This window comes from Paenibacillus sp. W2I17 (assembly GCF_030815985.1).
In the GTDB taxonomy this organism is placed as follows: domain Bacteria; phylum Bacillota; class Bacilli; order Paenibacillales; family Paenibacillaceae; genus Paenibacillus.
Map to the genome: position 1 here is coordinate 5,283,088 of NZ_JAUSXM010000001.1, position 23,219 is coordinate 5,306,306.

Below are 23,219 nucleotides of genomic sequence, written 5' to 3' on the forward strand. Positions count from 1 at the left end.
GTCTAAGATTGATATACAAGATGGGAGAGACGTTTCAGACATGCTGGGGAAACATGGGAAACAGCTGGAAGACGTTAAGGGCAGTAAGGTGAAGAAATGGGCAATTGTGACGCTGGCGGGTGTGATCTGGATTGCACCGGTGATGAGCGCAGGCGGGCAGATGTGGTCAGGCACTTCGTGGCAATCGGTGGCCGCTGCAGCATCTACAAATACAAGCAAGTTGAGTGAAGAAATTCTGACTTCGGGTGCGAAGCTCATGAAATACAGATATACAACAACACGTTCCGGTTCCAAGGTCAACGTACTGGCGGATGTAATCCAGGTGGATCTGCAGAACCCGTATGTGAAGCTGGATGTAATGACAGGCAAGGGCGGTAATCTGAACAGTAAACAGAGCACAGGTGCCATGGCCAAGGAAAATGGTGCAGTAGCTGCTGTAAATGGCGATTACTTCAATGTATCCGGGGAACTCTCGCCAATTGGTGGACAGGTCTCCGATGGCGTTCTGGTCTCCACACCTTCCGAACTGTCAGGCATGTATGCCCTCACGGTGACCAAGGATGGCAAACCGATGATCGATGAGTATTCTTTTGACGGAACAGTGAAGGCGCAGGATGGTTCAACTTTTGCTTTGCGTGGGATAAATAAAGAGGATTATACGGTAGAGTCGGGTGCGGTGAAGTATAGTCATGCCAACTCGATGTATATTTATACACCGGCATGGACCTCCACCAAACGTCCAAATGACCCTTCCACAACGCCAACAGAGGTACTCGTTCAGAACGGAGTAATTACCCAAATCTCGGATAAAAAAGCGTTAAACATGACGGTGCCGCAGGATGGGTACATTTTGCGTGCGCATGGAACAGCAGCAACATGGATCATGAGCCATCTATCCGTTGGGCAAACCTTGGATGCGGATTACAAGTTAAAAGCCAAAACAACCGGACAATCGGTTGATCCAAGTAATCTGGAGATGATGATTGGCGGTCACACCATTCTTGTGAACGGTGGAAAGGCAGCATCCTTTTCCCGTGATATCGCATCTTCCGGCATTGGTGGCATTCGTGCCAGAACGGCAGTAGGATACTCCCAGGATGGTCGGTATGTCTACATCATCGCCGCGGAGAAAAACAGTAACAGCAGCGGGATGTCGCTGACGGAACTGCAATCCTTTATGACCAGTGTGGGTGTCTGGAAAGGCATGAACCTGGACGGAGGCGGCTCCACAACAATGGTAACCCGTCCGTTAGGTGAGCAAACCGCCGGTCTGACGTTCAACACAGAGTATGGCACCGAGCAACGTCAGGTTGTAAACACGCTAGGTGTGTTCTCTACGGCTCCTGTAGGTAAACTGAAGGGCTTCGCCGTGAGTGGCAGCCAAACGTTGCTGGTGGGGCAAGAGGGCAAGTACACAGCCAAAGGATATGACACATACTACAACCCGATTGCAACAGGCGATATCAGCATGTCCTGGAAGTCCAGCAACAACGGCATCGTGAGTGTCAGCAATGGCACGATCAAAGGTGTGAAGCCAGGCACAGCAACGCTGACGGCAACGAGCAATGGAGCTTCATCCTCCATTAAAGTATCGGTACTGGGTGGAAGTGAACTGGCTTCCCTGACAGCAGGATCAGGTCTCGGTTCGCTCAAAGCGGGCACAACGATGTCGATTCCAGTAACGGCAACGACGAAGAGCGGACAAAGTGTTACGGTTCCGGCAGACTCGCTGACATGGGAATTTATCGGATTCAAAGGTAAAGTTTCTGCTGACCAATTAACCGTCTCTTCTGTCAATTCTGGTGCACAAGTAGGATATGCGATTGGTCGTTATGATGGTTACAGCACGGTCGTTGTACTCTCGGCTTCTGCCAGCGAAACGATCTGGGAGAACTTCGAGAACGTGAATTATCCGATTAACTTCACAACGAACGCAGCGGGTGTAACTGGTACGGCAACCGTTACAGCAGGAACTGGTGAAAAAGCCGGCTCCAATGTGCTGCAACTTGGTTATGATATGACTGCTGGAACAGGCAAAATGTACGCTTATGCACAACTGAATGGCTCTAGCGGTAGAGAGGTATCTGCTGCAGCTACATCAATGTCGATGGATGTTATGGGAGATAAAAGTCTGAACTGGCTGCGTGCCGAATTCACGGATGCCAATGGCAAAACGGTATATGCCGATCTCGCCAAGGCGATTGACTGGAACGGGTGGAAGAAGCTGAGTGTGGACCTGAACGGACTGAACATCGCCTATCCGGCGAAGCTGAAGCGGGTCTATGTGGTGAACGTGGAAGAAGGTCAGGATGAGCGTGCGAAATCAGGTACGGTTGCTTTTGACAATATCGCATTCACGATGCCTTCCAAGTCCAGTGAAGTAGGATTGCCTACGGGTACAGCTTCGCTCGTGCTTGGACAGAAATCGATGACGGTGAACGGAACGAAAAAAGCCATTGATGCAGCACCGGTCCTGAAAAATGGTACGACGTATGTGCCAATCAAACATGTTTTGGACGCTTTTGGTGGTCAGGCAAGCTGGGATAGCAAAAATCAGCGGATCACGGTATTACGTGGTGGCAAGCTGATTGATCTGGTTGTAGGGCAGAAAGAATTCACTCTGAATGGTAAAAGACAGAGCGCAACTGTTGCACCTTACGTAATAGGTGGTAGGACTTTAGTCCCGCTTAGACTCGTTTCCGAGCAACTTGGTCTGACTGTAAAATGGGAACAGAAAACGAAGACCGTTACCATCTCATCGTGATATGGTATGATATATACCGGAAACGATAGAAATGGAGTCGAACAAACGTGGATTTACAAGCCGATGCCATAGACCGCGTCATTAAAAACGCCATACAAGTCATGGAAAACAGCAAATATCAAATGTTCGAAATTATGGACGCAACTCGCGATGAGCTGAAAACACTCAACGAGGAGTTAAAGTCGGTGCTGAAGGAAACGGCGGAAACGATCGAGAAAGTAGATCAATTGGAGCTGAACTACCGCCGTTCCCGGATCCGGCTGACTGAGGTTAGCCGCGACTTTGTCCGATATTCCGAGCATGATATCAAGCAGGCGTATGAGAAAGCAACACAGCTGCAGCTGGATCTGATGATTTATCGTGAGAAGGAAATGTATCTGAAGGCCCGTCGGGATGACCTACAGAAGCGTGCCAAAAATGTGGAAGCTTCTGTGGAGCGTGCCGAGACCATCGGTTCGCAGATGGGTGTTGTACTCGAATACCTGTCAGGTGAACTGGGTCAAGTGACCCGGATCATCGAATCTGCCAAAAATCGACAAATGATTGGTTTGAAAATAATTTTGGCCCAGGAAGAAGAGCGGAAACGTATTGCTCGTGAGATTCATGACGGGCCTGCGCAGATGCTCGCCAATCTAGTGCTTAGGACGGAAATTGTAGAAAGAATGCTCATTAAGCAGGATTTTAAGATGGTCCAGGCCGAAATAGTAGATTTGAAAGGCCAGGTTCGTTCCAGTCTTGAAGAAATGAGAAAAGTTATTTTCAATCTGCGTCCTATGGCACTGGATGATCTGGGACTGATTCCAACGCTTCGGAAGTACGTGCAGGATTTTGAGGTAAAAACGAAAATCCGGTCGCTTTTTGAAACAAGAGGTAAAGAACACCGTTTATCTTCTGCGATGGAGGCAGCGATCTACCGCCTCGTGCAGGAAGGTCTGTCGAATGCTGCAAAGCATGCTTATCCCACTTATGTTGTAGTGGAAATTACATACCAGGCTCAGCTCGTCAAAATTGTCGTTCAGGACAATGGGCTTGGGTTCAAACCGGAGCTTCTTGCGAAGAAAAGCAAGGATCATACCCACTTCGGTCTGATTGGGATGAGAGAACGGGTGGAACTGTTAGAAGGAAGAATAGAGATTGAATCAGGAGAAAATCAAGGAACCAAAATAGTGATTCATATCCCGACAAACGTGGATAAGGGAAAGGAGTAGCAGGATGATGGAAAACCGTGATACTGGTAAAGCATCGATTAAAGTTCTTTTGGCTGATGATCATCAGCTGTTCCGTGAGGGACTGAAACGCATTTTAAATATGGAGGACGACATTGAGGTCATCGGCGAATGCGGCGATGGAATTCAAGTGCTCGAATTCTGCAATCAGGATAAACCTGATATCGTATTGATGGATATCAACATGCCAATCGAAAACGGGGTTGAAGCAACGGAGAAATTGCGTGAGCTGTTCCCTGATGTCAAAGTGATTATCTTGTCCATTCATGATGATGAAAGTTATGTATTTGAGACGCTTCGTAAAGGGGCTAACGGATACTTGCTGAAGGATATGGAGGCCGAGTCTCTGATCAATGCGATTCGTTCCGTGCATGAAGGACATGCGTTCATACATCCGAAAGTAACAGGCAAACTAATCATGCAGCTGCGTCGTATGACGTATCTTAATGAAACAGGGGCAATGAGTGAAGGAGCTTCGAAGGAGGCAGGTGTTAAATTTGTTGCTGGCGACAATAACCCGCTTACACGTCGTGAGGCTGAAGTGCTTCGCTTGATGGCAGAAGGTAAGAGCAATAAAATGATTGGTGAATTCCTGTTCATCAGTGAAAAAACAGTAAAAAACCATGTCAGCAGTATTCTGCAGAAGATGGAAGTGGACGACCGTACTCAAGCTGTTATCAATTCGATCAAATATGGTTGGGTTACGCTCTAATACCTTATGTTTTTCGTAAAGCAGTATTCTTACGGTAAGTCAGTCCATTGGTTGATTCAACCTAGACGAAGTATAGATTGGTGTTCACTCTCGCCCTTTCCAGAATGTTGGATTGGTCTGCGGGTTAATGGACTTTATCACTGCAAATGAGCAAAGTGTAAGGTTGTGCGGAACATATGTTCAAGCTTAGGCGTGAATGAATGACCTGGCCTGTCTTTCTTCGTCCGGTGTCGATCAGCGTGGAATATGAGTGATAGGAAATGCAAGTGTAACCCTTCAGGAAGTACAGCATATACTTGTTGTATACAGGGATGTTCGCCATGGGTGAGCATGACCTTCCGAGGAGGTGCAGTTGCCATGGTTGCTCATCTGACTATGATTCTGCTCATATACTTCCTGGCGGCAATGGCCGTTCATGCCATGCACCAGCGCCATCTTTCCCGTCCGGAATCTGAAGGTTTCGAGCAGATTCTGCTCATCCCTTCCAATCAGGCAGGGCGGATCGAAGGCATTGTAAGAGAACTTTGCCGGGAATTATTATACCGTGGTAAGAGCTTCAGATTAACCGTTGTTGCTGATCGTGCAGAAGCGGAAACGATTACGATTATTGAAAAGCTTATGCAAAGGCAAGGCATGGAGACATCTTATCTGCCTGCTGTCCCTGCTGATATTGAACGGGTAGCACAGACCGATCACACGTTTCGCCTGATTGATTTGCGTGAGTCAGAGCAATAAATCAGCATGTGAACGGGAAATGGGATTAGCATTTCGCAGATCTACAGTGAAAAGATTACAGCAGAAGCTGTAGTCTTTTTTTGTAATTGTAGCCAAGTCTGCTTTTAAATTAAAAATGGGTTTTTATGCAATCTATGGTTATTGTCTGGGTTTTGACGAGTTCATGAGTATTAAAATAAACTTTTCGAAGTCAGAACTCTTAATTTAAAAGTATAGACGATTCAGATTGGAAAAAGTTTCGCAATTTTATAGAAAGATTCTGGTTATTAGCAGAATTGTATGATGGATCATGTTGTGTAACTAACCTTGTGATGTAAAGGTTCAATTGGTATAGTGATAAGTAGATTGATCATACGAAGATGGAATATGGACATGAAGCACATGCTCCGGCGAACAGCCGGGTTGGCATGTGCTTTTTTTGCGTTCGGAGAATGTGCGATGGGGGAGGAGAGTAAATGAAGGTTGCTTTATATGTGTGCCGTTTAGGGGAAGGATGGAGCATGATGTTATCACTCGACATTCGAGTGGATGTGGCTTGGTGGCTGGAGGGAGGAAGTGGGCGACATGTGCTGCGCTGGCTGCTGTTAGACAAAGCGTTACCGTTAAGTCAGGCATCCTGGTTGGTTGAACATTTTGAGATGGAGCGAAGTATGGATCAGTGGGGCCAGCGCGATTGGCAGAGTTATCTTGCACGGAAGCTGGATGTGTATGAATTGGCCTCGGGGGAAACAGAGGCCAGAAAAGGCATAGCGGGCAAAGCGGGGAGTGTCGCTGCGCGTGGTGCTTTGGTAGGCGGGATGCCCGAGCCGTATCCCGCCGGGCAGTGGGCTCAGCTCGAGCGGGACGCGGCCCTGCTGGCTGAGCGTATCAGCGGCCGCCAATTACTGGCGGCCGAGGCGGAGGCGTTGCTGGCGGATACCGCCCAGCCGCCAGAGGAGTCGCACGCGGCTGCGCAGCTCGCGCGCTTGCATGGGCGGCTGAGCATCACAGCCGCCCTCGAAGCGCCTGCCACGCGCCGTCGGCACGCGTGGCTTGGACGCGCGCGGAGCGCGCCCCGCTGCCACCGTTGTGGCAGCGAAGCCAGGCAGCGCGTGCCCTGCGCTGCCTGCGGCCTGGCGGCGTGCGCCTACTGCGAGGATTGCCTCGCGCTGGGGCGCAGCCGTGCTTGTGCGCTGCTGCTACGCAGTGCAGCGCAAGGGGCCGTGCCACGACGCGGCGAAGCACCGCGTGGCACGGCCTTGGCCCCCACCGGCGGCGGGCTCGCCCGGTGGGGGCTTAGCGCAGCGCAAAGCGCGGCAGCAGCCGCGGCGCTTGCGTTTTTGGCCCGGCCGCCCGCAGGGGATGGGCCGGGGCGGTTCTTGCTGTGGGCCGTGACCGGGGCCGGTAAGACCGAGATGATTTTTCCATTGCTCCAACATACATTGGATCGTGGTGGAGGAGCTTTGGTCGCTACGCCGCGCAGGGATGTGGTACTGGAACTGGCCCCGCGCCTGGCGAAAGCTTTTCCGGACACCTCACTCGCTACCCTTTACGGAGGCAGTGACGAACGCTGGAAAGACGCTCAGCTCACGCTTGCGACCACACATCAACTGATGCGTTTTTATCAGGGATTTGATCTCGTTATCATCGACGAACTTGATGCGTTCCCTTATCACAACGATCCCATGCTCGCTCACGCGGCGGCATCCGCCTGTAAACCGGACGGGAATTTCGTCTATCTATCTGCTACACCGCCAGCTCGGCTCCAGAGGGAAGCAGCACAGGGGAAACTAACTCATGCTAAAGTTCCAGTACGTTTCCACCGTCATCCTTTGCCCGTGCCAAGCTTGATCAAGATGGTTACCGTTGCTGAATGTATTAAGAAACGAAATCTTCCTTCTACCTTGAAGACTAACATCCAAATTTCATTGAAGCGCGACGCTCAGGTATTTGTCTTTGTAACACGCATTGCCCAGATTGAGACGTTTGTGAACCTGATGCGTCGTACTTTTCCCGGAATCCATATCGAAGGAACCTCATCTCAGGACCCTGATCGCGCTAGCAAAGTTATAGCCTTTCGTGAGTGCACAATTCGTTTGCTCGTAACGACAACAATTCTGGAGCGTGGCGTTACCATTCCGCGCAGTGATGTTTTTATATTGGATGCAGACAATGGTCTCTTTGATGAAGCGTCGCTGGTCCAGATGGCAGGTAGAGCAGGGCGTTCGATGGATGACCCGGCGGGTAGAGTGGTTTTTGCATCATCTCGTCGGACACGTTCACAGGTGAAGGCCGTTGCACAGATTCGGAGAATGAACACCATCGCTCGTCGCAAAGGTTACCTGCATCCGCCATCCCAGACATAATTTTCATCTGCCTAAATATATGAATTAGCATCCATATTTCAAAGTACACACAGCGTATATTTCCTACATACCATTAGATTCTCCAGACCAGATTGGAGGTTTACACGATTATGTTTAACTGGCTCAGCAACATGACCGATCACGCTCAACACCTTACCCAACGCCTCCACCATCTGCTCGCCCCACCGGGAGCGACTTGTCTGACATGCGGCACTCGGGCGATCCTTTCCTCGCTCTATCCAGGTATATGCCCACGTTGTGTGAAGCAGATTCCATGGATTCGTTCTATCCGCTGTCTGCGTTGTGGTCGGGGTGTCGGATGCCCGGACTGTGCTCGTCCACATATGCAAAACCGTTCTTTTATCTCCAACCGCAGTGCCGTACAATACAACCCTCTTATGAAAGAATGGATTGGAATGTACAAATTTCGAGGCCATGAAAGATACGCGCCGCTCCTAACCGCGCTGTTGATTCAAGCCTTTCAAGCGATGAGTGATGAACAGAATTCTGCTTTGGCAAAAGAACCCCCAGCCCTCGTGGCTCATTCCGCCACACATGCTCAACAAACGAAGCCGCAATGGCGGCCTGACGCGGTTACCTATGTCCCGGTGAGCAGCGAGCGTCTGACCGAGCGCGGCTTCAATCAGGCGGAGCGGCTGGCTGCTGGGCTCGCCACCGCCTGCAGCCTACCCATCGTTGATCTGTTGCAGCGCCAGATCAACACCACCAAACAAAGCTTCAAATCACGCGGTGAGCGTATTGAAACGATGAAGAACGCTTTTTCCATCAACCCGGATGGTATGCATCTAATTGAAGAGCTATACAGGGGATCTCATCTGCCAACACAAAAGGGCATGTCACATGCCAAACCCATACAGATACTGCTGATTGATGATATATACACAACAGGGAGCACGTTGGACGCTTGTGGGCGGGGTATTCTAAATGCTGGCTTCTACATGGAGATTCCGGTCGAGATTTACACACTGACACTGGCAAGATCCTAATTAATAAATGGGACTTTTAATATATTTATGGAATAATTTTATTTTTAATGTACGAGTAGCATGCTCCACGGGAGGAGAATGGAGCGATATTTTAAGCAAAATGGCCATGAGAGGGATTTCGTATATGTGCATCATGTGCCCCTCTTTTGTTCTGTAAATAGACTATGGCTTCATCAGAGAAAATAAGGTAATGTATAGTTATTATCTATTCGGAAATGGAAGTTTGAGAGGGGCGTTTTAGCGATGAATCTAGGTAATTGTCCTCGCTGTGGTAAATTATATGCGTTGAATTTTCGAGATGTATGTTCAAACTGTATTAAGGAAATAGAGAAGGAATATCAGATTTGTGTAGATTATTTGCGCGAGAACAAAGGTACCAACATACAGGAACTATCTGATGCAACAGAAGTTTCAATTAAAAACATTACCAAGTTCATTCGTGAGGGACGAATTTCCATCGAGAATGCCCCGAATATGATGTATCCTTGTGAAGTATGCGGTACATTGATTCGTGAAGGTCATATGTGTGATTCTTGCCGCAATCGTTTAACGAAAGACTTGGCAGGAGCAGCTCGTGAAGTAGGTCAGAAGGATAACAACAATGTAGGCGGACGAACCTACAATGCTGTCGACAAACTACGCGATTCATAGGAGCGAGGGCTCAAATACATGTTTTGCTATAACAAATGTTTTGAAACGTACCGATAAACTTATTAAAGATTATCGGTTTTTTTTATTATCCTAATCATTTTGACAACATAAAGATTAAAGTAAGAAAAACGTATATCGTCGTAAAAACCTAATGTGGAAGGAAGTGCAAGTTAAATGAAAATCAATGAACCGAGTAGAATTGGCGCCATCAATTCATATCAAAGGAACGTTGAATCCAATCAGCAGGCTGATGCCAAGAAGAGCCGCCGTAAGGACGAGGTATCCATTTCTCCGGAGGCGATGAAGATGCTTGAGGAACAAAGTCGTACACAGGATGCAGGACGCATACAACGGATACAGGAACTCAAAGAACAGGTGAGTTCGGGAACGTATCAGGTAGATAGCAGCAAGCTTGCTGACAAGCTGCTGCCGTATTTTAAGTCTTTTGATAAGGAATAGGTGATCACGTAATGGCAGCACTGGACAGATTGATTGCAGTTTTGCAGCAAATGGAACAAAGTCACCGCGATATGCTGGCACTTAGCGAGGTCAAGAGACAGGTTATTGTCAAAAATGATGTAGATGAACTCATTGCCCTCCTCAACAAAGAATCTCGTTTCATGAAACAACAGGAGCCATTGGAGATCGAACGGCAGAGTGCAGTACACGAACTGCTACAGGAGCGTGGAATCAAATCTATGCTGAACCTGAATATTACTGAGATCTCGAAGCTGATTTTTGATCCGGCTGATAAACTGCGATTGCTTGAAGTCCAGAAGAAGCTGGCGGGAACACTGCAGGAGTTAAAAGAAATTAATCAATTGAACCAAATGCTGATCGAGCAATCCTTGATGTTTATTGATCTCTCAATGGATATCTTCGCTTCTCGACCAGAACAGGATGCCACATATCAGCATCCTGCTGATAAGAACGGTAATCCAGGGCGAATCGGTCTGTTTGACACGCGTGCCTGATTAATTAGGGGGAAACCAGGTGACATCTACATTTCATTCAATCGAAACGGCTAAACGCAGTTTGTTCACACAGACGACAGCTCTTAGCACAACAGGTCATAACATTTCCAATGCCAACACGGAAGGTTACTCACGCCAAAAGGTAAACATGCAGGCATCTATTCCAATGGAGCCATTTGCATTTCTGCATAGCACAACACCAGGGCAGCTCGGTACAGGGGTAGAGTTCGACTCCATTACACGTGTGCGTGAGAAATTCCTGGATGACCAGTATCGTAATGAAAATACCAACTTCGGGAGTTGGTCCATTCAACGAGATACTCTTGAGAAACTTGAAGCTATTGTAAACGAACCATCAAACACTGGTTTTCGAACCGTTATGGATAATTTCTACAAATCATGGTCAGATCTGAGTAAAAATCCTGAGGATGTCACAGCACGGCGGATCGTAAAAGAAACGACGTTGGCTCTGACCGATGCGATGAATCAGATTAGCCGTCAACTGGATGCACTTAGCGAGGATCTTGATAGTAACATTGCTGTGAAAGGCAATGAAATTCAGGGCTACCTGGGTAATATAGCGAACCTTAATAGTGCCATTGTAAAAGTCGAGTCTCTTGGCGACAATGCCAACGATTTACGTGACCAACGTGATCTGATGACAGACAAGCTTTCCAAAATCATGAATGTTACCGTTACGGATTCTCCGCAAGGATACCAGATTCAGATGAATGGACAGGCACTAGTCACTGGCGGGGCGGTACAAGTAGCGGTTGATCCTGCTTTTCTGAATGCTGCGTATACAGCAGGCACGCTCACCAACGGTGAGGTCCATGGCATGATCAAGTCCAGAGACACGTTGGTGACGGATTATCAGAAACAAATGGATGACTTAGCTAATACGCTTGCCAACGGAGATATGCAGATTACGCTGCCAGCAGGCTCCGTCCTGCCAGATAATACTGTTCTGGATGGAGTGACATATACTGGAGCTGCACGTACACTGACCGCTGATTTGACTGTTACGGTTAAAGGCTTAAACGGTTTGCATCAATTGGGATACAGCATGGATGGAACGACTTCTCCTGGATTGCCATTTTTCACATCATCTGATGGTGGAACCGCGATCACTGCTGGCAATATTTCTTTGAATGCAGCGATTCTGGCTGATCCGAATAAGATTGCGACATCTTTAAGAACAACTACTGATGCCTCAGGCACAGAGACTGTAATCAAGGGGAATAATACACTGGCGAATCTACTTGCCAATCTGAAAGATACGCCCATGAAGTCTGCTGATGGTTTACGTAATGCAACGGTTGGTGCTCAGTTCAGTGCCATTGTGGGACAACTCGGGGTCCAATCTCAGGAAGCGGCACGTCAGACATCAAATTCGGAGTTTCTTGTAGAACAAGTAGATACTCGCCGTCAATCGGTTAGTGGTGTTTCTCTGGATGAAGAGATGGCTAACATGATCAAATTCCAGCATGCATACAGTGCATCAGCACGTTTTATGACCACATATGACCAATTGCTTGATAAATTGATTAACTCTACCGGTACGGTAGGCAGATAATAGAAGGGAGTGACTAGAAGACAATGAGAATAACAAATAATATGCTTAGCTCACAGTTGATTCTTAACCTGAACCGGAATGCGCAGCAGATGAACAATACGCAAACTCAATTGGCCACAGGCCGTAAAATCAATAAACCGTCTGACGACCCTGTAGGGATTACATACTCCCTTCGTTATCGTGCCGAGCTGTCTTCCAACGAACAGTATCAAAAAAATGTGGATAGCACGATTTCATGGTTAGATTTTAATGATACAGTAATGGATCAGGCGGGCAGTGTAGTTGAACGTTTAAGGGAACTAACGGTGCAGGCAGGGACTGGAACCAACCCACAAGCTGCACTGGATAGTATTAATGAAGAGGTAATGCAACTTAAGGCACAACTCGTTGATATTGCAAACAGCACGTTGAATGGAAAGTATGTATTCAATGGTGAAACCTACGATGTGAAACCGTATGATTTCCCTGTCAGTGCTGACGGTTCGTTCGATACAACCAATGCTGCTTCCGTCGTTACTGATTCAGGTAAAATTAATTTTATCGTGGGAGAGAGTATCCAACTTCCAATTAACGTAACCGGTAATGAAGTATTTGGTGACTCTACAGAAGCTGATAATCTATTTGTAATCTTTAATACGATTAGTCAGGCTCTCGCCAGTGGGGATCAGAAGGAAGTGTCGAATCAGCTTGCAAACATTGATACTCGAACAAACAAGATGCTTGCGATCCGTGCAGAGATTGGGGCGAAAACCAATCGCGTCGAACTCATGCAAGGTCGATTAAGTGATCTTGAAGTGAACTTAACGGATTTGCAAGCCAAGGTTGAGGATGCAGATTACGCTGAACTATCAATTAAGTCTAAAATTCAAGAAAATATATATAATGCTTCACTTTCCGCTGGTGCTAAAATTATATCCCAGTCATTAGTTGATTTTCTTAGATAACAAAGGAGAGATCATCTAATGAGTACTCTTCCAGTGGTACAAATTCACACAACGCCCACGCTATTGCATATCGATGCGGACATTGGGCAGTATTCAATTCGCCAGCCGAAGGCAGAGGTCCAGCTCCATACCAAGCCTAGTAAATTAACGGTGCAAAGCCATGCAATAGAGCTGAATGTGGACCAATCCAAGGCTTTTTCTGCCTATCATGGTGGGAATATGATCGATATGAATGCCCGAATATATTCGGGTATTCAGCAATTATTCATGCAGAATATGGCTGAGCGTGTTCAGCAAGGGAATGAGCTGGCGGCTATACACAAGCCAGGCAATACGATTGCGAATATTATAGGGACCAATTGGAAGTCCAAGCCCTTCCCCGAAACAAGAACGCCCGCCTCTATGGATAACGTGGATATACGCATTGAGACGCGTGCACCAAGTGTTCGTTTCGAAGCGGCTGTCTCTGAGATGAACGTCATCGTAAATAAACCTGAGATTGAGTATCAGCGTGGCAAGTTAGACATTTATGTTAAGCAGTATGCTTCTATACAATTCACTCCAACTGCTATAGATCTGGAGTTATAAGCTATAATGAAAGCTATAGACGGTCATTCGTATGCCTGCTATAGCTTTTTTTGCATCAAAAAAACTATCGCCAAGGAGGCGTTTATGATTAAGATTCAGACAAGCATGTGGGGAGAAGTAGAGGTTCAGGACGAAGATGTATATCAATTCCCGAAAGGTTTACCTGGGTTCGATGAAGAGACTGAATTTGCATTGGTTCCTTGGGAGGAGACGCCTTTCAGTTATTTACAATCCACAAGGGAGCCGGGACTGGCATTCCTTTTGGTAAATCCATTTACTTTCGTACCAGATTACTGCTTTGAATTGGGAGAGGTAGATAAGGAAGAACTGGAGATTATAGAGCAAGTATCCGTGTATTCTATGGTGACCATCCATTCGCAGGCGAACAAATCAACAATGAACCTGCTTGCACCCGTAGTTCTTAACCCCGAGCAGCATGTAGGGAAACAAGTCGTGCTCCATCAGTCTTCTTACGATACACGCCATCTGATCTGGGCAGAAGACGATGCCAAGTCAGTGAAGGGTGGAGTGTAAATGCTGGTATTATCACGTAAAAAAGGCGAGTCTATTATCATTCAGGATCAGATTGAAGTGACTGTGCTCGCTGTAGAGGGAGATACAGTGCGAATTGGAATCTCCGCTCCCAAGCATATTGATATATTCAGGCAGGAAATATATGCATCCATTCAAGAGACGAATCGGGAGTCTGCAACCCCGCTTGCAGCCAATATTGAAGCCTTTATGGAACGTCTACGAAATACAGAACTCAAAAAAGATTAAAAATATTCCAATTAGCTATAAACAGTTGCTCACCTTCCGCCGATATATTATATAGACGCTGCTTCGGCAGGGCGGCCGACCTTAATGTCGCGGCGTTTACCACAAGGATGTGGAACTAACTTAATTTCAGGGAGGAAATACTCTAATGATTATCAACCACAATATCGCAGCAATGAACACTCACCGTCAGCTGTCCGTTAACACTACCAACACTAACAAGTCGATCGAGAAGCTGTCTTCGGGTCTGCGTATCAACCGTGCAGGCGATGACGCTGCTGGCTTGGCAATTTCCGAAAAAATGCGTGGACAAATTCGTGGTTTGGACATGGCTGCCAAGAACTCACAAGATGGCATCTCGCTGATCCAAACAACTGAAGGCGCACTGAACGAAGTGCATTCGATCCTGCAACGCCAAAGAGAACTGGCAGTTCAATCTGCTTCGGATACAAACGTGACAGCAGATAGAACTGCTTTGAAAGATGAATTTGATCAGCTTACAGAAGAAGTCGGACGTATCAAAGATACGACAGAATTCAACACAATGAAGCTGTTGGATGGAAGCGCAGGGACTGCTGGCGTATTGAAGCTCCAAGTGGGTGCGAATGCTACTCAATCGATTGACCTGGATCTGGGTAAAGCCGGAGTAAAGCTGGATGCTATTGAGACAGCAATCACAGGTGCAGACATCAGCACACAAGCTGGTGCGGATACTGCGATTACTACACTTGATACTCAGATCGCTTCCGTATCTTCGGGCCGAAGCTACCTGGGTGCCGTTCAAAATCGTCTGGAGCACACAATCAACAACTTGAATACTTCGTCGGAAAACCTCTCTGCTGCTGAATCTCGTGTTCGTGACGTTGATATGGCGAAAGAAATGATGGCACAAACCAAAAATAACATCTTGGCGCAAGCTTCGCAAGCGATGTTGGCACAAGCAAACCAACAGCCACAAGGCGTTCTGCAATTGCTTCGTTAATTTTAAAAGCTTGTTTGGAAAAACCAGAGCATCCAGCTCTGGTTTTTTTATGTTTATTTGTTGTAAAGGGTTATAACCTGGGGCTTTTTTTCCGATATCTATAATAACAATGTTTTAAAAGAAAGGAAGTGACCTTTAGTGACTCAAACTATTCTTGCGGCACAGTATATGCAAAAATTTACCTGTATCGGTTCAGCTTGTGAAGATAGCTGCTGCTCAGGCTGGCGAGTAGATATTGACGAAAAGACTTATAAAAAATATCGTAAAGTGAAACATGCGAAGTTAACTCATATGTTCAAAGAATTTGTTTCCAGAAATCGATCAAATCCAAATAAATTTAGATATGCTAAGCTCAAAATGGATGATAATCATAGCTGTTCATTTTTAAATGAAAAAAAATTATGCTCGATTCAATTAGAATTAGGAGAATCGTATCTTTCTAAAGTTTGCAGCACATATCCACGGAATATTAATAGAGTGGATGAAGGGCTTGAAAAATCAGGAACAGTGTCTTGTCCTGAAATTGCCAGATTAGCTTTGCTTAATCCTGATGGGATTGAATTTGATCAGATAATTCAAAATGGAGAGGCAGAATCTAGCCGTCATAGAGTGTTGCATACCCAAAATGAAAATGCGACTCCAATTGCTGAATATTTCTGGGATTTAAGAATTTTCACCATACAGATTTTGCAGGATCGAAATTATGAGCTTCAGAATCGTTTGATTTTTTTGGGGATGTTTTACAAGAAACTTGATGAGTATGTGAAAGCGAGTCGTTATAAAGAGATTCCTGATTTGATTGCTAGTTATAAAGTTATGTTTAATGATCTAAGCTTGAAGTCGTCTTTCGATAAAATTCCTGTTCAACAAGTCGTTCAAATGGAACTAATCAAAAAGATTGCCGAGCAAAGATTCGTTTACGGAATTTCAAGCAAACGATATCTGGAACTATACAATAAGGTAATGCATAGTTTGAAGGCTTCTGAAAATTCTCTTTTGGACGAAAAAGCTGCTGCATATGATCGTGCTTTTCACTCTTACTATCATCCTTTCATGTCAGAACACGAATATATTTTGGAAAATTATCTGGTCAACCATGTTTACCAAAATCTTTTCCCTCTTTCTGGTTTTGATGAGATCTTCGACAATTACGTCTTGCTTGTCATCCACTATGCGATTATTAAATTGCATCTTATCGGACTTGCTGGTGCGGAAGAAGGTCTTAGTCAAGAGTCGATAATTGCTACAATTCAGGTTTTTTCTAAAGTAGTTGAACATAATAGTTTGTTTTTAAGTGGGATCTTTAATCTCTTAAAAGAGAACGGTTTTACAAGTATGGCTTACATGTCTGTATTGATCAAAAACTAACTTCAAAAAAGCGAATTTTCGGAATTCCTAAACCATTCACTCCTCATTGCCGATAATAAGGAGTAATGAGTGAATTTGAATGTCGGAGGGTTTGAAGATGAATATTCAGTTTTCGATGTCAGCCAAAACTAAGTCTGAGGTATCACCTGCGATTGCCGGCTTGGGGACTCTTGGAACACTTGTGTCCGCTTCCCATGGAACTAAGGATTTGAACAGTCTTGAACAACAAGGACTTGTTACTGCTTCTTTAGGGCAAGAGCAATTGATTAGCCGCATCGAGAAGGCAGTAAAAGCGTTAGAAGGTCCGCAAACTACCCTGGACATTAGCATTCACGAAAAAACAAATCAAATCATAGTGAAAGTGCTTAACAAAGAGACTGGTGAATTACTACGTGAGGTTCCGCCTGAAAAGACATTGGATTTAGTAGCTAACATGATGGAGCTCGCTGGAATTATTGTTGACGAGAGAGTATAAGAGGGAGGGAAATTAATGGTTACAAGAGTTAATGGCTTTTCAGGTATGGATATAGATAGTTTGGTCAAAAGCATGATGGCATCCAAGCGAATTCCTTTGGATAAAATGAATCAAAATAAACAGGCTCTGCAATGGCAACGAGAGACTTACAGAGAAGTAAACAGCCAACTGTTTGATTTCGGGAAAAACAAGTTGACAGCTCAAGCTAGTGGTTATCGTAATTCGGCTGCTCTCAACACGCAAATTGCAACTATGAAAGATAGCAGTGGCAATATGGTTGATTCGGCAAGTTCAGCCGTTAAGGCTGAAGCACTGGCTTCGGCTAATGGTGTTCAGATGGATGTAACAGTTACGAAGTTGGCTACAGCAGCCAAAATCGAAACACCTCCAAAGTCCGGAATAAAAAATACAGATACTTTAGCAACTCTAAAAGGCTCTAGTGATCTTACTGAGCAGTTCAAGGTTACAATCAACGGAAAGACCCTTGATTTTAAGGCTACTGATCAACTTTCTTCTGTTCTTTCCAAAATTAATGCTGATCCGGATATGAAGGTTAAAGCTGCTTTTGATGATTTATCAGGGAAGCTCATACTTACGTCTAAAATAGAAGGCTCAGCTAGCAAAATTGAGATTCCTGGGGCTTTAAAACCTGAAGTTAGCGGAGACTTTGCAGTAAACAATAGTTTTTTAACACTGTTCGATACACAGCAAAATTGGACTGATAAGTCAGTTGCAGCAAAGGGGGAGCAAGCCGAGTATTCAATTAATGGTGGGGGAGTATTGAAAAGTGATTCAAATTCTGCCACGCACAATGGAGTTAAATTGACGTTCCAAGGTTTAACTGCTGATAAAGGTCCTATTACTGTAACAACCAAAACGGATCCTACTAAGGCGCTGGAAACAGTCAAAGCCTTTATTGAGGATTACAATAAATTGATCAATAATTTAAATACGATGATCAGAGAAGAAAAATTCAAGGACTTTCCTCCTCTTACAGAGGAACAACGTTCTGCTATGAGTGAAACCGATATTACAGCTTGGGAGAAAAAAGCTAAAAGTGGTCTACTTAAGAATGACCCCTTCTTAAAAACAATGCTTAGTGAGATGCGATCAGCCCTGCAGGTTCCTGGCTTAAGCTCAATGGGCATATCGACTAAATATTATTATGAGAATGGTAAACTCCACCTAGACGAACAGAAATTCAAAGAAGCTATTGAATCGAATCCGCAGCAATTAACTGAGTTATTCCTAGGGACAGGAGAAAATGTATCTCAATCCATATTCGGTAAATTAGCAGCTGCTGCAGATAAGGCAATGGATAGTATTTCTAAGAGAGCGGGTACATCAAAGTTTGACGGAAGCACCACGGTTGCTTTTAAACCTGAAAGCATCATGGGTAAACAAATGGAAGACTATAATAGTCGTATTAAAAGAATGACAACTCAAATGAGTGCTGCTGAAAATCGCTATTACAAACAATTTGCAGCTATGGAAGCAGCAATGACCAAATATCAATCGCAACTCTCACAGTTAACAGGATCAGTCGGTTAATTCAATTCACAATAATAATTATGTAAAGGGTGAATGAGAAGATGATGACTTCCCCACATGAGAAATATCGCCAAAATGCAGTTCAAACTTCTCCTGCACAACTTCTAATCATGACTTACGATGGAGCAATTCGTTTTGTGAAAACAGCGATTCATGGAGTCGAGAATGGAGATATTGAAAAAGCAAATCTCTTTTTCGGAAAGGCTCAGACGATCGTATTTGAACTTATGGCTACTTTAGACCGCTCTTATGAAATATCGGAAAGTTTATTTTCCTTATATGAATATATGAATCATCTTCTAATTCAAGCCAATATCAAAAAATCCAAAGAACTGGCCGAAGAAGCTCTCGGCTACCTGTGTGATCTAAAAGAAACCTGGATCGAAGCCAGCAAACTTGATTCTGCGACTCCGGCGCCTTCCGTAGGGAGTGCGGTTAATGTCTGATTCGATCAGACTTCTCGAAGAGCTGTCGGAAGATATCCAGAGCAGGCTGGGTGCGCTGACTTATGAAGAGCTCTCCGAACTGATGGACCGAAGACAGATCATCGTGGATCAGATCGAACAGGAAGCGTCGGAAAGTCCGCTAACAGAAGTAGAAAAACAGTGCATAAGAGCAGTTATTGGCCGTGATACGACGATTCAAGTTCGCATTAATTTCTTACTCAACGAAGCGGCTCATTGGATGAAGCAGCGCAATCAGGCTAAAGCACAGCGAAGTGTCTATGAAACAGCCTATACGCCAGATGCTTATCTGATGGATAGTCGGAAATAGAATGTAACAACAAGGCATATCGGTGCTTTGGAGACAGAGGAGATATGCAGCTTCTGTTTCCACTTGCCGGATGTCTTATTTATTTTGCGGATTATCGGAAGAACTTGATTCAAACGCGTAGAAACCAGTTATTTAACTCATAGTTTAAAGTTTGTCTAACCACCTTAATGGATCAATATCTTTTACTAGAATATATTTGAATAAAATCATTTTGAGGACTCTTCAAGCAGACTTCGTCTAGTCATTTGTGAATCTGAAATTACTAGTGAGGTTAAGAAACGGTAGCTCGGATCATGTGCTAAGGTATTTTTGTTGTACGGCTCTGCGGTATTCATTCGGAGTCATTTATAGATCCTAATCAGATATATCTCTTCATACTCATCGAGATAATGGAAGGAAAGCGTGTTAGGACCGTATATGTAGATCATGTCACATCCACCTTCCGCTTCGTTCATATACTCATGCTGCGGCTTCCCTAGCCATAACTTCACCATATCAGGATACAGGTATTGTTGCCCGGGAAACAAATTGAACACCCATGACTCTTGAACTGTTGTCCAGTTCATGCAGATAAGAATCAAAACCGATCGCGTTCTGAGAGTACACATAGTATGCTCCCCATTCACCGTTCTCCTTGTAATGAGCCCTCTTTAATCTACTGCGTAGAGACTTATGAGTCATCCCTAGCTTAAACTGGGCTGATTGGGTAGTATCCCTTTCATAGCCGAATTCTTCATATTTTCCAGATAGGCACGATCTCCAACCCCTGAATTAGGCCATCTGCTTGCTCGAAGCTAACATATCGGGTATCAATTAACCGTAGCTGTAATTTACTGATATTCAGTTTGAAGGTTTCGATTTCATTTTTAAAAACACTGTTATTGTAGAATCTGAACTGTACCCTGGCATCAGACAGCATACGTACAACATCATCTCTGCCGGCAGAGAAGGAGTTATCAATCTTTTTACCCTTGCTATCTACGAATGTTAGCGGTTGTAATACGTTTGAACGTACAATGAATGGTTTAGCTAAGTTGAAGTTAGAGGAACCCCAATCAGTAATTAGCAGTAGTAATGGAGTACCCTTTGCCTTGCTATTAATCGTGTAATGCCAATTTTGGGGCAACGTAATCGAATGAAGATCAAGTTTAAAGTTAGCGACTTGTAGGGTACCTTGGGTCGCCTTCTCTTTAACAATGCTGCTCGATAATTCCCTGTGTATGTATGGTCGCCAGGTTTTTTGCCCATCCAGTAATCCTCCTCGGCTAGGATCGTTTTTTTTCTTTTGGAGCATAGATATACACTGTATACTACGCCTGGTAGGCATCGCGAAGCGTGAAGGATATACGGCTGATTTTTTGCCATTTCGACTTTAGAACGCTGTGAATCATCTTGGTAACCTCCCCTTATACAATAGATAATAATTACCACACTTAATTTTACGTTTAATGGATATGAACATCAATTGGACTCTTTATGTTTGTTATTAACGTCTACGCTAAGTTCCCCTTGTACCACTCGATCTAGATCGAAACCACTATTCGTCCAGTGGCTTGCTTGAATTGTTGGAGGTGGTTATTTATAGATACGGTCCATACACCGTAAGCTTAATGAAGAATAAGGTTTTTATGGAATATACTATTAAATATGTTCGGTAACTAGTAGGTAATCGAAGTAAGATTGATTCGGTGTTCTGTACGGATGATGAAAACCCATTAGAATTTGTTGAATGTAAATCAAACTTCACTATTGTAATGCCTTCTACCTTGCCGATTACTGAGCTTAGTCGGAGAGATAGGAAAAAATAGATTATCTTAGGATTGATTATGATTATTTAAGTGGAATTTATGTTCGCCAGAAATATACATAGCTTGCTTTAACGTAGATTACGATGATTCCTAAATATTAAATAGCTTCTCAGATTTTTTATTGTCTGAGCAGATGTCATAATTCATATTCTCTAAACGTTGAATCAATTACATTTTTCATAAGTTCGACAATAATATACAAAAAACTTCCAATAAAACATTTTCATTACCAATTGACAATGGATAACTTTGGATGGTATTATCTGAATTGTGGGCAGAGGTTAAGGCCGAAAGCTTCACTTCATTTGATGACGAAGGGAATGTTAGTGCATGCAAGGTAAAGTAAAATGGTTCAACGCAGAAAAAGGTTACGGTTTCATTGAAACTGAAGACGGCGGCGACGTATTCGTACATTTCTCCGCAATTCAATCCGAAGGATTCAAAACTTTGGAAGAAGGTCAATCCGTAGAATTCGACATCGTCGAAGGTGCGCGTGGACCGCAAGCAGCTAACGTAATCAAATTATAATCATCCGGACAATCCGACCTACATATATGGTTAGATGGTTACCAAATTGAATTATCGCTAGCATCAGACTCCGGTACGTTTCGGGGTCTTTTTTTGTTCTAATAGAATACAGATTTGAGGATCGTTTAGGAAACATTATTCTTAAAAATCTAATAGATTCAAGCGATAGATTAAAGTTCATTTTACATAATAGATTGAGCAAGCTCAAAATGGGTTAATTACATCATCAAGCGCCTAATAAGACATAGCATGTAAATTTGCGATTATGGCTGAATATGATGGAATATCGCGAAATATGGCGTTATGCCTACGTTGGCAGATGTGGCTTGAACAGACGTCATTATTCGGTCACCGGGAGTTTTTACATGGCGCTTACATTCGTGTTATAATGAAGTGGCAAAGGAAAAAGGAGGAGTGCCCTATGAATTTAAGTATTCGAGGTCAACAAATCGAGGTTACTGATGCTTTGAAGGATTATGTCGACAAAAAGTTGAGTAGACTCGAGAAGTATTTCGATGCACCCCTTAACTCTGACGGTGCTGTTACATTGAGCACGACGAGAGGCTTGCATACGGTAGAGGTGACGATCCCTTTGAAAGGCATTGTGCTCCGCGCCGAGGATGAGAGCGACGATATGTACGCATCCATTGACTCCGTGGTGGACAAGCTGGAACGTCAGATCCGCAAACACAAAACAAAAATTAACCGTAAGTTCCGCCAGGAAGGTAGCCTGAAAACACTCTTCGTTGAAGATCCAACAGGTACTGTAGCTACAGCTGAGCTGGATGCGGACACGGATGACGATGATCTGGAAGTTGTACGGACGAAACGCTTTATGTTGAAACCAATGGACGTGGAAGAGGCCATCCTCCAAATGAACATGGTTGGTCATAATTTCTTCGTATTCTCCAACATTGACAGTGAAGAAGTTAGCGTAGTTTACAAACGGAACGATGGTAAGTACGGATTGATCGAACAAGGTTAATCTTAATGTACAGGATCATCGGATCGAACTTGCATATGAATATCTAATAATAATGAACACAGGGACTGTAGTTTCCTGGATTAGACTTAACAAGAGCTTCCATTCCTTAGGGGATGGGGCTCTTTTGTGCGTAGAGGAGCTGGGAAATCACCTTTGGAAATAAAATGGTGAAACTATTCCCTATGCTGCTGCGTCTAATAGATAGTAAGAAGAAGCACAAACTGTAAAAGTTTACTGCCAGATTCGGATGGTTACGAAAATATTCGTACACCTACATTCGAGAACTGGATATTGAGATTTCCATCCAAATTTACCATCAAAATTCGTTGACAGGGGTGTCTATCCTGCAAAACGAAACATGACAATTGAACGCTTCCGCTAACGACTATGATTTTTTGCACTTAAACTCCATTTGATATGTCTCAGAAGTTCAAAGAAGTGTGCCGTGG

At 44.5% G+C, this 23,219-nt stretch carries 24 protein-coding genes; 22 read left to right on the forward strand and 2 right to left on the reverse strand.

All coding sequences use genetic code 11. The annotated features are described in order from the left end of the window. Positions 1-40 precede the first annotated feature (40 nt). From QF041_RS23595 to QF041_RS23615, 5 genes are all read left to right on the forward strand, one after another. On the forward strand, positions 41-2,764 hold the full coding sequence (locus tag QF041_RS23595) for a stalk domain-containing protein (RefSeq protein ID WP_307415893.1): 2,724 nt from the start codon (positions 41-43) through the stop codon (positions 2,762-2,764). A gap of 47 nt (positions 2,765-2,811) precedes the next feature. Then, positions 2,812-3,972, forward strand: coding sequence for a sensor histidine kinase (locus QF041_RS23600; protein ID WP_074092506.1), 1,161 nt, complete (start codon positions 2,812-2,814; stop codon positions 3,970-3,972). Between the two features lie 7 nt (positions 3,973-3,979). Then, positions 3,980-4,702: a response regulator transcription factor gene (locus tag QF041_RS23605; RefSeq protein WP_026081439.1), complete on the forward strand. Its 723-nt coding sequence runs from the start codon at positions 3,980-3,982 to the stop codon at positions 4,700-4,702. A gap of 357 nt (positions 4,703-5,059) precedes the next feature. Then, the gene (locus QF041_RS23610) at positions 5,060-5,437 is read left to right on the forward strand and encodes a hypothetical protein (RefSeq protein ID WP_307415896.1); all 378 of its coding nucleotides are present in this window, start codon (positions 5,060-5,062) and stop codon (positions 5,435-5,437) included. 455 nt (positions 5,438-5,892) lie between these two features. Continuing rightward, a complete protein-coding gene (locus tag QF041_RS23615) occupies positions 5,893-7,782 on the forward strand; it encodes a helicase-related protein (RefSeq protein ID WP_483874694.1) in 1,890 nt (629 codons plus the stop codon). Between the two features lie 38 nt (positions 7,783-7,820). On the opposite strand, the gene QF041_RS23620 is transcribed toward QF041_RS23615, so the two are convergent. Then, entirely contained in the window at positions 7,821-8,219 is a 399-nt protein-coding gene (locus QF041_RS23620; RefSeq protein WP_307415898.1) for a hypothetical protein, read from the reverse strand. Between the two features lie 99 nt (positions 8,220-8,318). Here QF041_RS23620 and QF041_RS23625 point away from each other — a divergent pair, with 99 nt between their 5' ends. The 15 genes from QF041_RS23625 to fliT all read left to right on the forward strand — a co-directional run bounded on the left by QF041_RS23625 (position 8,319) and on the right by fliT (position 19,449). Then, positions 8,319-8,789 carry a ComF family protein gene (locus QF041_RS23625; RefSeq protein WP_307415899.1) on the forward strand — a complete coding sequence of 157 codons (471 nt, stop codon included), beginning with the start codon at positions 8,319-8,321 and terminating at the stop codon, positions 8,787-8,789. 243 nt (positions 8,790-9,032) lie between these two features. Continuing rightward, entirely contained in the window at positions 9,033-9,440 is a 408-nt protein-coding gene (locus QF041_RS23630) for a TIGR03826 family flagellar region protein (RefSeq protein ID WP_307415900.1), read from the forward strand. A gap of 174 nt (positions 9,441-9,614) precedes the next feature. Next, complete coding sequence (flgM, locus tag QF041_RS23635; protein WP_047840678.1) at positions 9,615-9,899, forward strand: flagellar biosynthesis anti-sigma factor FlgM; 285 nt, start codon at positions 9,615-9,617, stop codon at positions 9,897-9,899. 11 nt (positions 9,900-9,910) lie between these two features. Beyond that, complete coding sequence (locus QF041_RS23640; RefSeq protein WP_211085529.1) at positions 9,911-10,414, forward strand: flagellar protein FlgN; 504 nt, start codon at positions 9,911-9,913, stop codon at positions 10,412-10,414. Positions 10,415-10,433: 19 nt separating this feature from the next. Then, a complete protein-coding gene (gene flgK / locus QF041_RS23645) occupies positions 10,434-11,990 on the forward strand; it encodes a flagellar hook-associated protein FlgK (protein ID WP_307415901.1) in 1,557 nt (518 codons plus the stop codon). Between the two features lie 23 nt (positions 11,991-12,013). Continuing rightward, positions 12,014-12,934 carry a flagellar hook-associated protein FlgL gene (flgL, locus tag QF041_RS23650; protein WP_307415902.1) on the forward strand — a complete coding sequence of 307 codons (921 nt, stop codon included), beginning with the start codon at positions 12,014-12,016 and terminating at the stop codon, positions 12,932-12,934. Positions 12,935-12,952: 18 nt separating this feature from the next. Beyond that, complete coding sequence (locus QF041_RS23655) at positions 12,953-13,522, forward strand: DUF6470 family protein (protein WP_307415903.1); 570 nt, start codon at positions 12,953-12,955, stop codon at positions 13,520-13,522. An 84-nt stretch (positions 13,523-13,606) separates the two neighbouring features. Then, entirely contained in the window at positions 13,607-14,056 is a 450-nt protein-coding gene (locus QF041_RS23660) for a flagellar assembly protein FliW (RefSeq protein ID WP_307415904.1), read from the forward strand. Continuing rightward, positions 14,057-14,302 (forward strand): carbon storage regulator CsrA, encoded by a 246-nt coding sequence (csrA, locus tag QF041_RS23665; RefSeq protein WP_145324363.1) that lies wholly within the window; start codon positions 14,057-14,059, stop codon positions 14,300-14,302. It begins immediately after the preceding gene. Positions 14,303-14,447: 145 nt separating this feature from the next. Continuing rightward, a complete protein-coding gene (locus QF041_RS23670) occupies positions 14,448-15,281 on the forward strand; it encodes a flagellin N-terminal helical domain-containing protein (protein WP_307415905.1) in 834 nt (277 codons plus the stop codon). Positions 15,282-15,419: 138 nt separating this feature from the next. Then, positions 15,420-16,649, forward strand: coding sequence for a flagellin lysine-N-methylase (fliB, locus tag QF041_RS23675; protein ID WP_307415906.1), 1,230 nt, complete (start codon positions 15,420-15,422; stop codon positions 16,647-16,649). A gap of 97 nt (positions 16,650-16,746) precedes the next feature. Beyond that, the gene (locus QF041_RS23680; protein WP_307415907.1) at positions 16,747-17,124 is read left to right on the forward strand and encodes a flagellar protein FlaG; all 378 of its coding nucleotides are present in this window, start codon (positions 16,747-16,749) and stop codon (positions 17,122-17,124) included. A gap of 15 nt (positions 17,125-17,139) precedes the next feature. Next, positions 17,140-18,675: a flagellar filament capping protein FliD gene (gene fliD / locus QF041_RS23685; RefSeq protein WP_145324355.1), complete on the forward strand. Its 1,536-nt coding sequence runs from the start codon at positions 17,140-17,142 to the stop codon at positions 18,673-18,675. Between the two features lie 41 nt (positions 18,676-18,716). Further along, a complete protein-coding gene (fliS, locus tag QF041_RS23690) occupies positions 18,717-19,121 on the forward strand; it encodes a flagellar export chaperone FliS (RefSeq protein ID WP_145324353.1) in 405 nt (134 codons plus the stop codon). After that, the gene (gene fliT / locus QF041_RS23695; protein WP_307415909.1) at positions 19,114-19,449 is read left to right on the forward strand and encodes a flagellar protein FliT; all 336 of its coding nucleotides are present in this window, start codon (positions 19,114-19,116) and stop codon (positions 19,447-19,449) included. The genes fliS and fliT overlap by 8 nt, the downstream gene beginning before the upstream one ends. 733 nt (positions 19,450-20,182) lie before the next feature. Here the strand turns inward: fliT and QF041_RS23700 are convergent. Further along, positions 20,183-20,743: a hypothetical protein gene (locus QF041_RS23700; protein WP_307415910.1), complete on the reverse strand. Its 561-nt coding sequence runs from the start codon at positions 20,741-20,743 to the stop codon at positions 20,183-20,185. Positions 20,744-21,587: 844 nt separating this feature from the next. On the opposite strand from QF041_RS23700, the gene QF041_RS23705 reads away from it, so the two are divergent. Beyond that, positions 21,588-21,785, forward strand: coding sequence for a cold shock domain-containing protein (locus tag QF041_RS23705; RefSeq protein WP_024631599.1), 198 nt, complete (start codon positions 21,588-21,590; stop codon positions 21,783-21,785). Between the two features lie 421 nt (positions 21,786-22,206). Continuing rightward, complete coding sequence (gene hpf / locus QF041_RS23710) at positions 22,207-22,770, forward strand: ribosome hibernation-promoting factor, HPF/YfiA family (protein WP_047840659.1); 564 nt, start codon at positions 22,207-22,209, stop codon at positions 22,768-22,770. Positions 22,771-23,219: the final 449 nt, after the last annotated feature.

Excerpts from the sequence above, each read along its gene's own strand:
- QF041_RS23595 (WP_307415893.1), top strand. The coding sequence starts at position 41 with ATGCTGGGGAAACATGGGAAACAGCTGGAAGACGTTAAGGGCAGTAAG.
- QF041_RS23605 (WP_026081439.1), top strand. The coding sequence starts at position 3,980 with ATGGAAAACCGTGATACTGGTAAAGCATCGATTAAAGTTCTTTTGGCT.
- QF041_RS23610 (WP_307415896.1), top strand. The coding sequence starts at position 5,060 with ATGGTTGCTCATCTGACTATGATTCTGCTCATATACTTCCTGGCGGCA.
- QF041_RS23615 (WP_483874694.1), top strand. The coding sequence starts at position 5,893 with ATGAAGGTTGCTTTATATGTGTGCCGTTTAGGGGAAGGATGGAGCATG.
- QF041_RS23620 (WP_307415898.1), bottom strand. The coding sequence starts at position 8,219 with ATGGCCTCGAAATTTGTACATTCCAATCCATTCTTTCATAAGAGGGTT.
- QF041_RS23630 (WP_307415900.1), top strand. The coding sequence starts at position 9,033 with ATGAATCTAGGTAATTGTCCTCGCTGTGGTAAATTATATGCGTTGAAT.
- flgM (WP_047840678.1), top strand. The coding sequence starts at position 9,615 with ATGAAAATCAATGAACCGAGTAGAATTGGCGCCATCAATTCATATCAA.
- QF041_RS23640 (WP_211085529.1), top strand. The coding sequence starts at position 9,911 with ATGGCAGCACTGGACAGATTGATTGCAGTTTTGCAGCAAATGGAACAA.
- flgL (WP_307415902.1), top strand. The coding sequence starts at position 12,014 with ATGAGAATAACAAATAATATGCTTAGCTCACAGTTGATTCTTAACCTG.
- QF041_RS23655 (WP_307415903.1), top strand. The coding sequence starts at position 12,953 with ATGAGTACTCTTCCAGTGGTACAAATTCACACAACGCCCACGCTATTG.
- QF041_RS23660 (WP_307415904.1), top strand. The coding sequence starts at position 13,607 with ATGATTAAGATTCAGACAAGCATGTGGGGAGAAGTAGAGGTTCAGGAC.
- csrA (WP_145324363.1), top strand. The coding sequence starts at position 14,057 with ATGCTGGTATTATCACGTAAAAAAGGCGAGTCTATTATCATTCAGGAT.
- QF041_RS23670 (WP_307415905.1), top strand. The coding sequence starts at position 14,448 with ATGATTATCAACCACAATATCGCAGCAATGAACACTCACCGTCAGCTG.
- QF041_RS23680 (WP_307415907.1), top strand. The coding sequence starts at position 16,747 with ATGAATATTCAGTTTTCGATGTCAGCCAAAACTAAGTCTGAGGTATCA.
- fliD (WP_145324355.1), top strand. The coding sequence starts at position 17,140 with ATGGTTACAAGAGTTAATGGCTTTTCAGGTATGGATATAGATAGTTTG.
- fliS (WP_145324353.1), top strand. The coding sequence starts at position 18,717 with ATGATGACTTCCCCACATGAGAAATATCGCCAAAATGCAGTTCAAACT.
- fliT (WP_307415909.1), top strand. The coding sequence starts at position 19,114 with ATGTCTGATTCGATCAGACTTCTCGAAGAGCTGTCGGAAGATATCCAG.
- QF041_RS23700 (WP_307415910.1), bottom strand. The coding sequence starts at position 20,743 with ATGCTCCAAAAGAAAAAAAACGATCCTAGCCGAGGAGGATTACTGGAT.
- QF041_RS23705 (WP_024631599.1), top strand. The coding sequence starts at position 21,588 with ATGCAAGGTAAAGTAAAATGGTTCAACGCAGAAAAAGGTTACGGTTTC.
- hpf (WP_047840659.1), top strand. The coding sequence starts at position 22,207 with ATGAATTTAAGTATTCGAGGTCAACAAATCGAGGTTACTGATGCTTTG.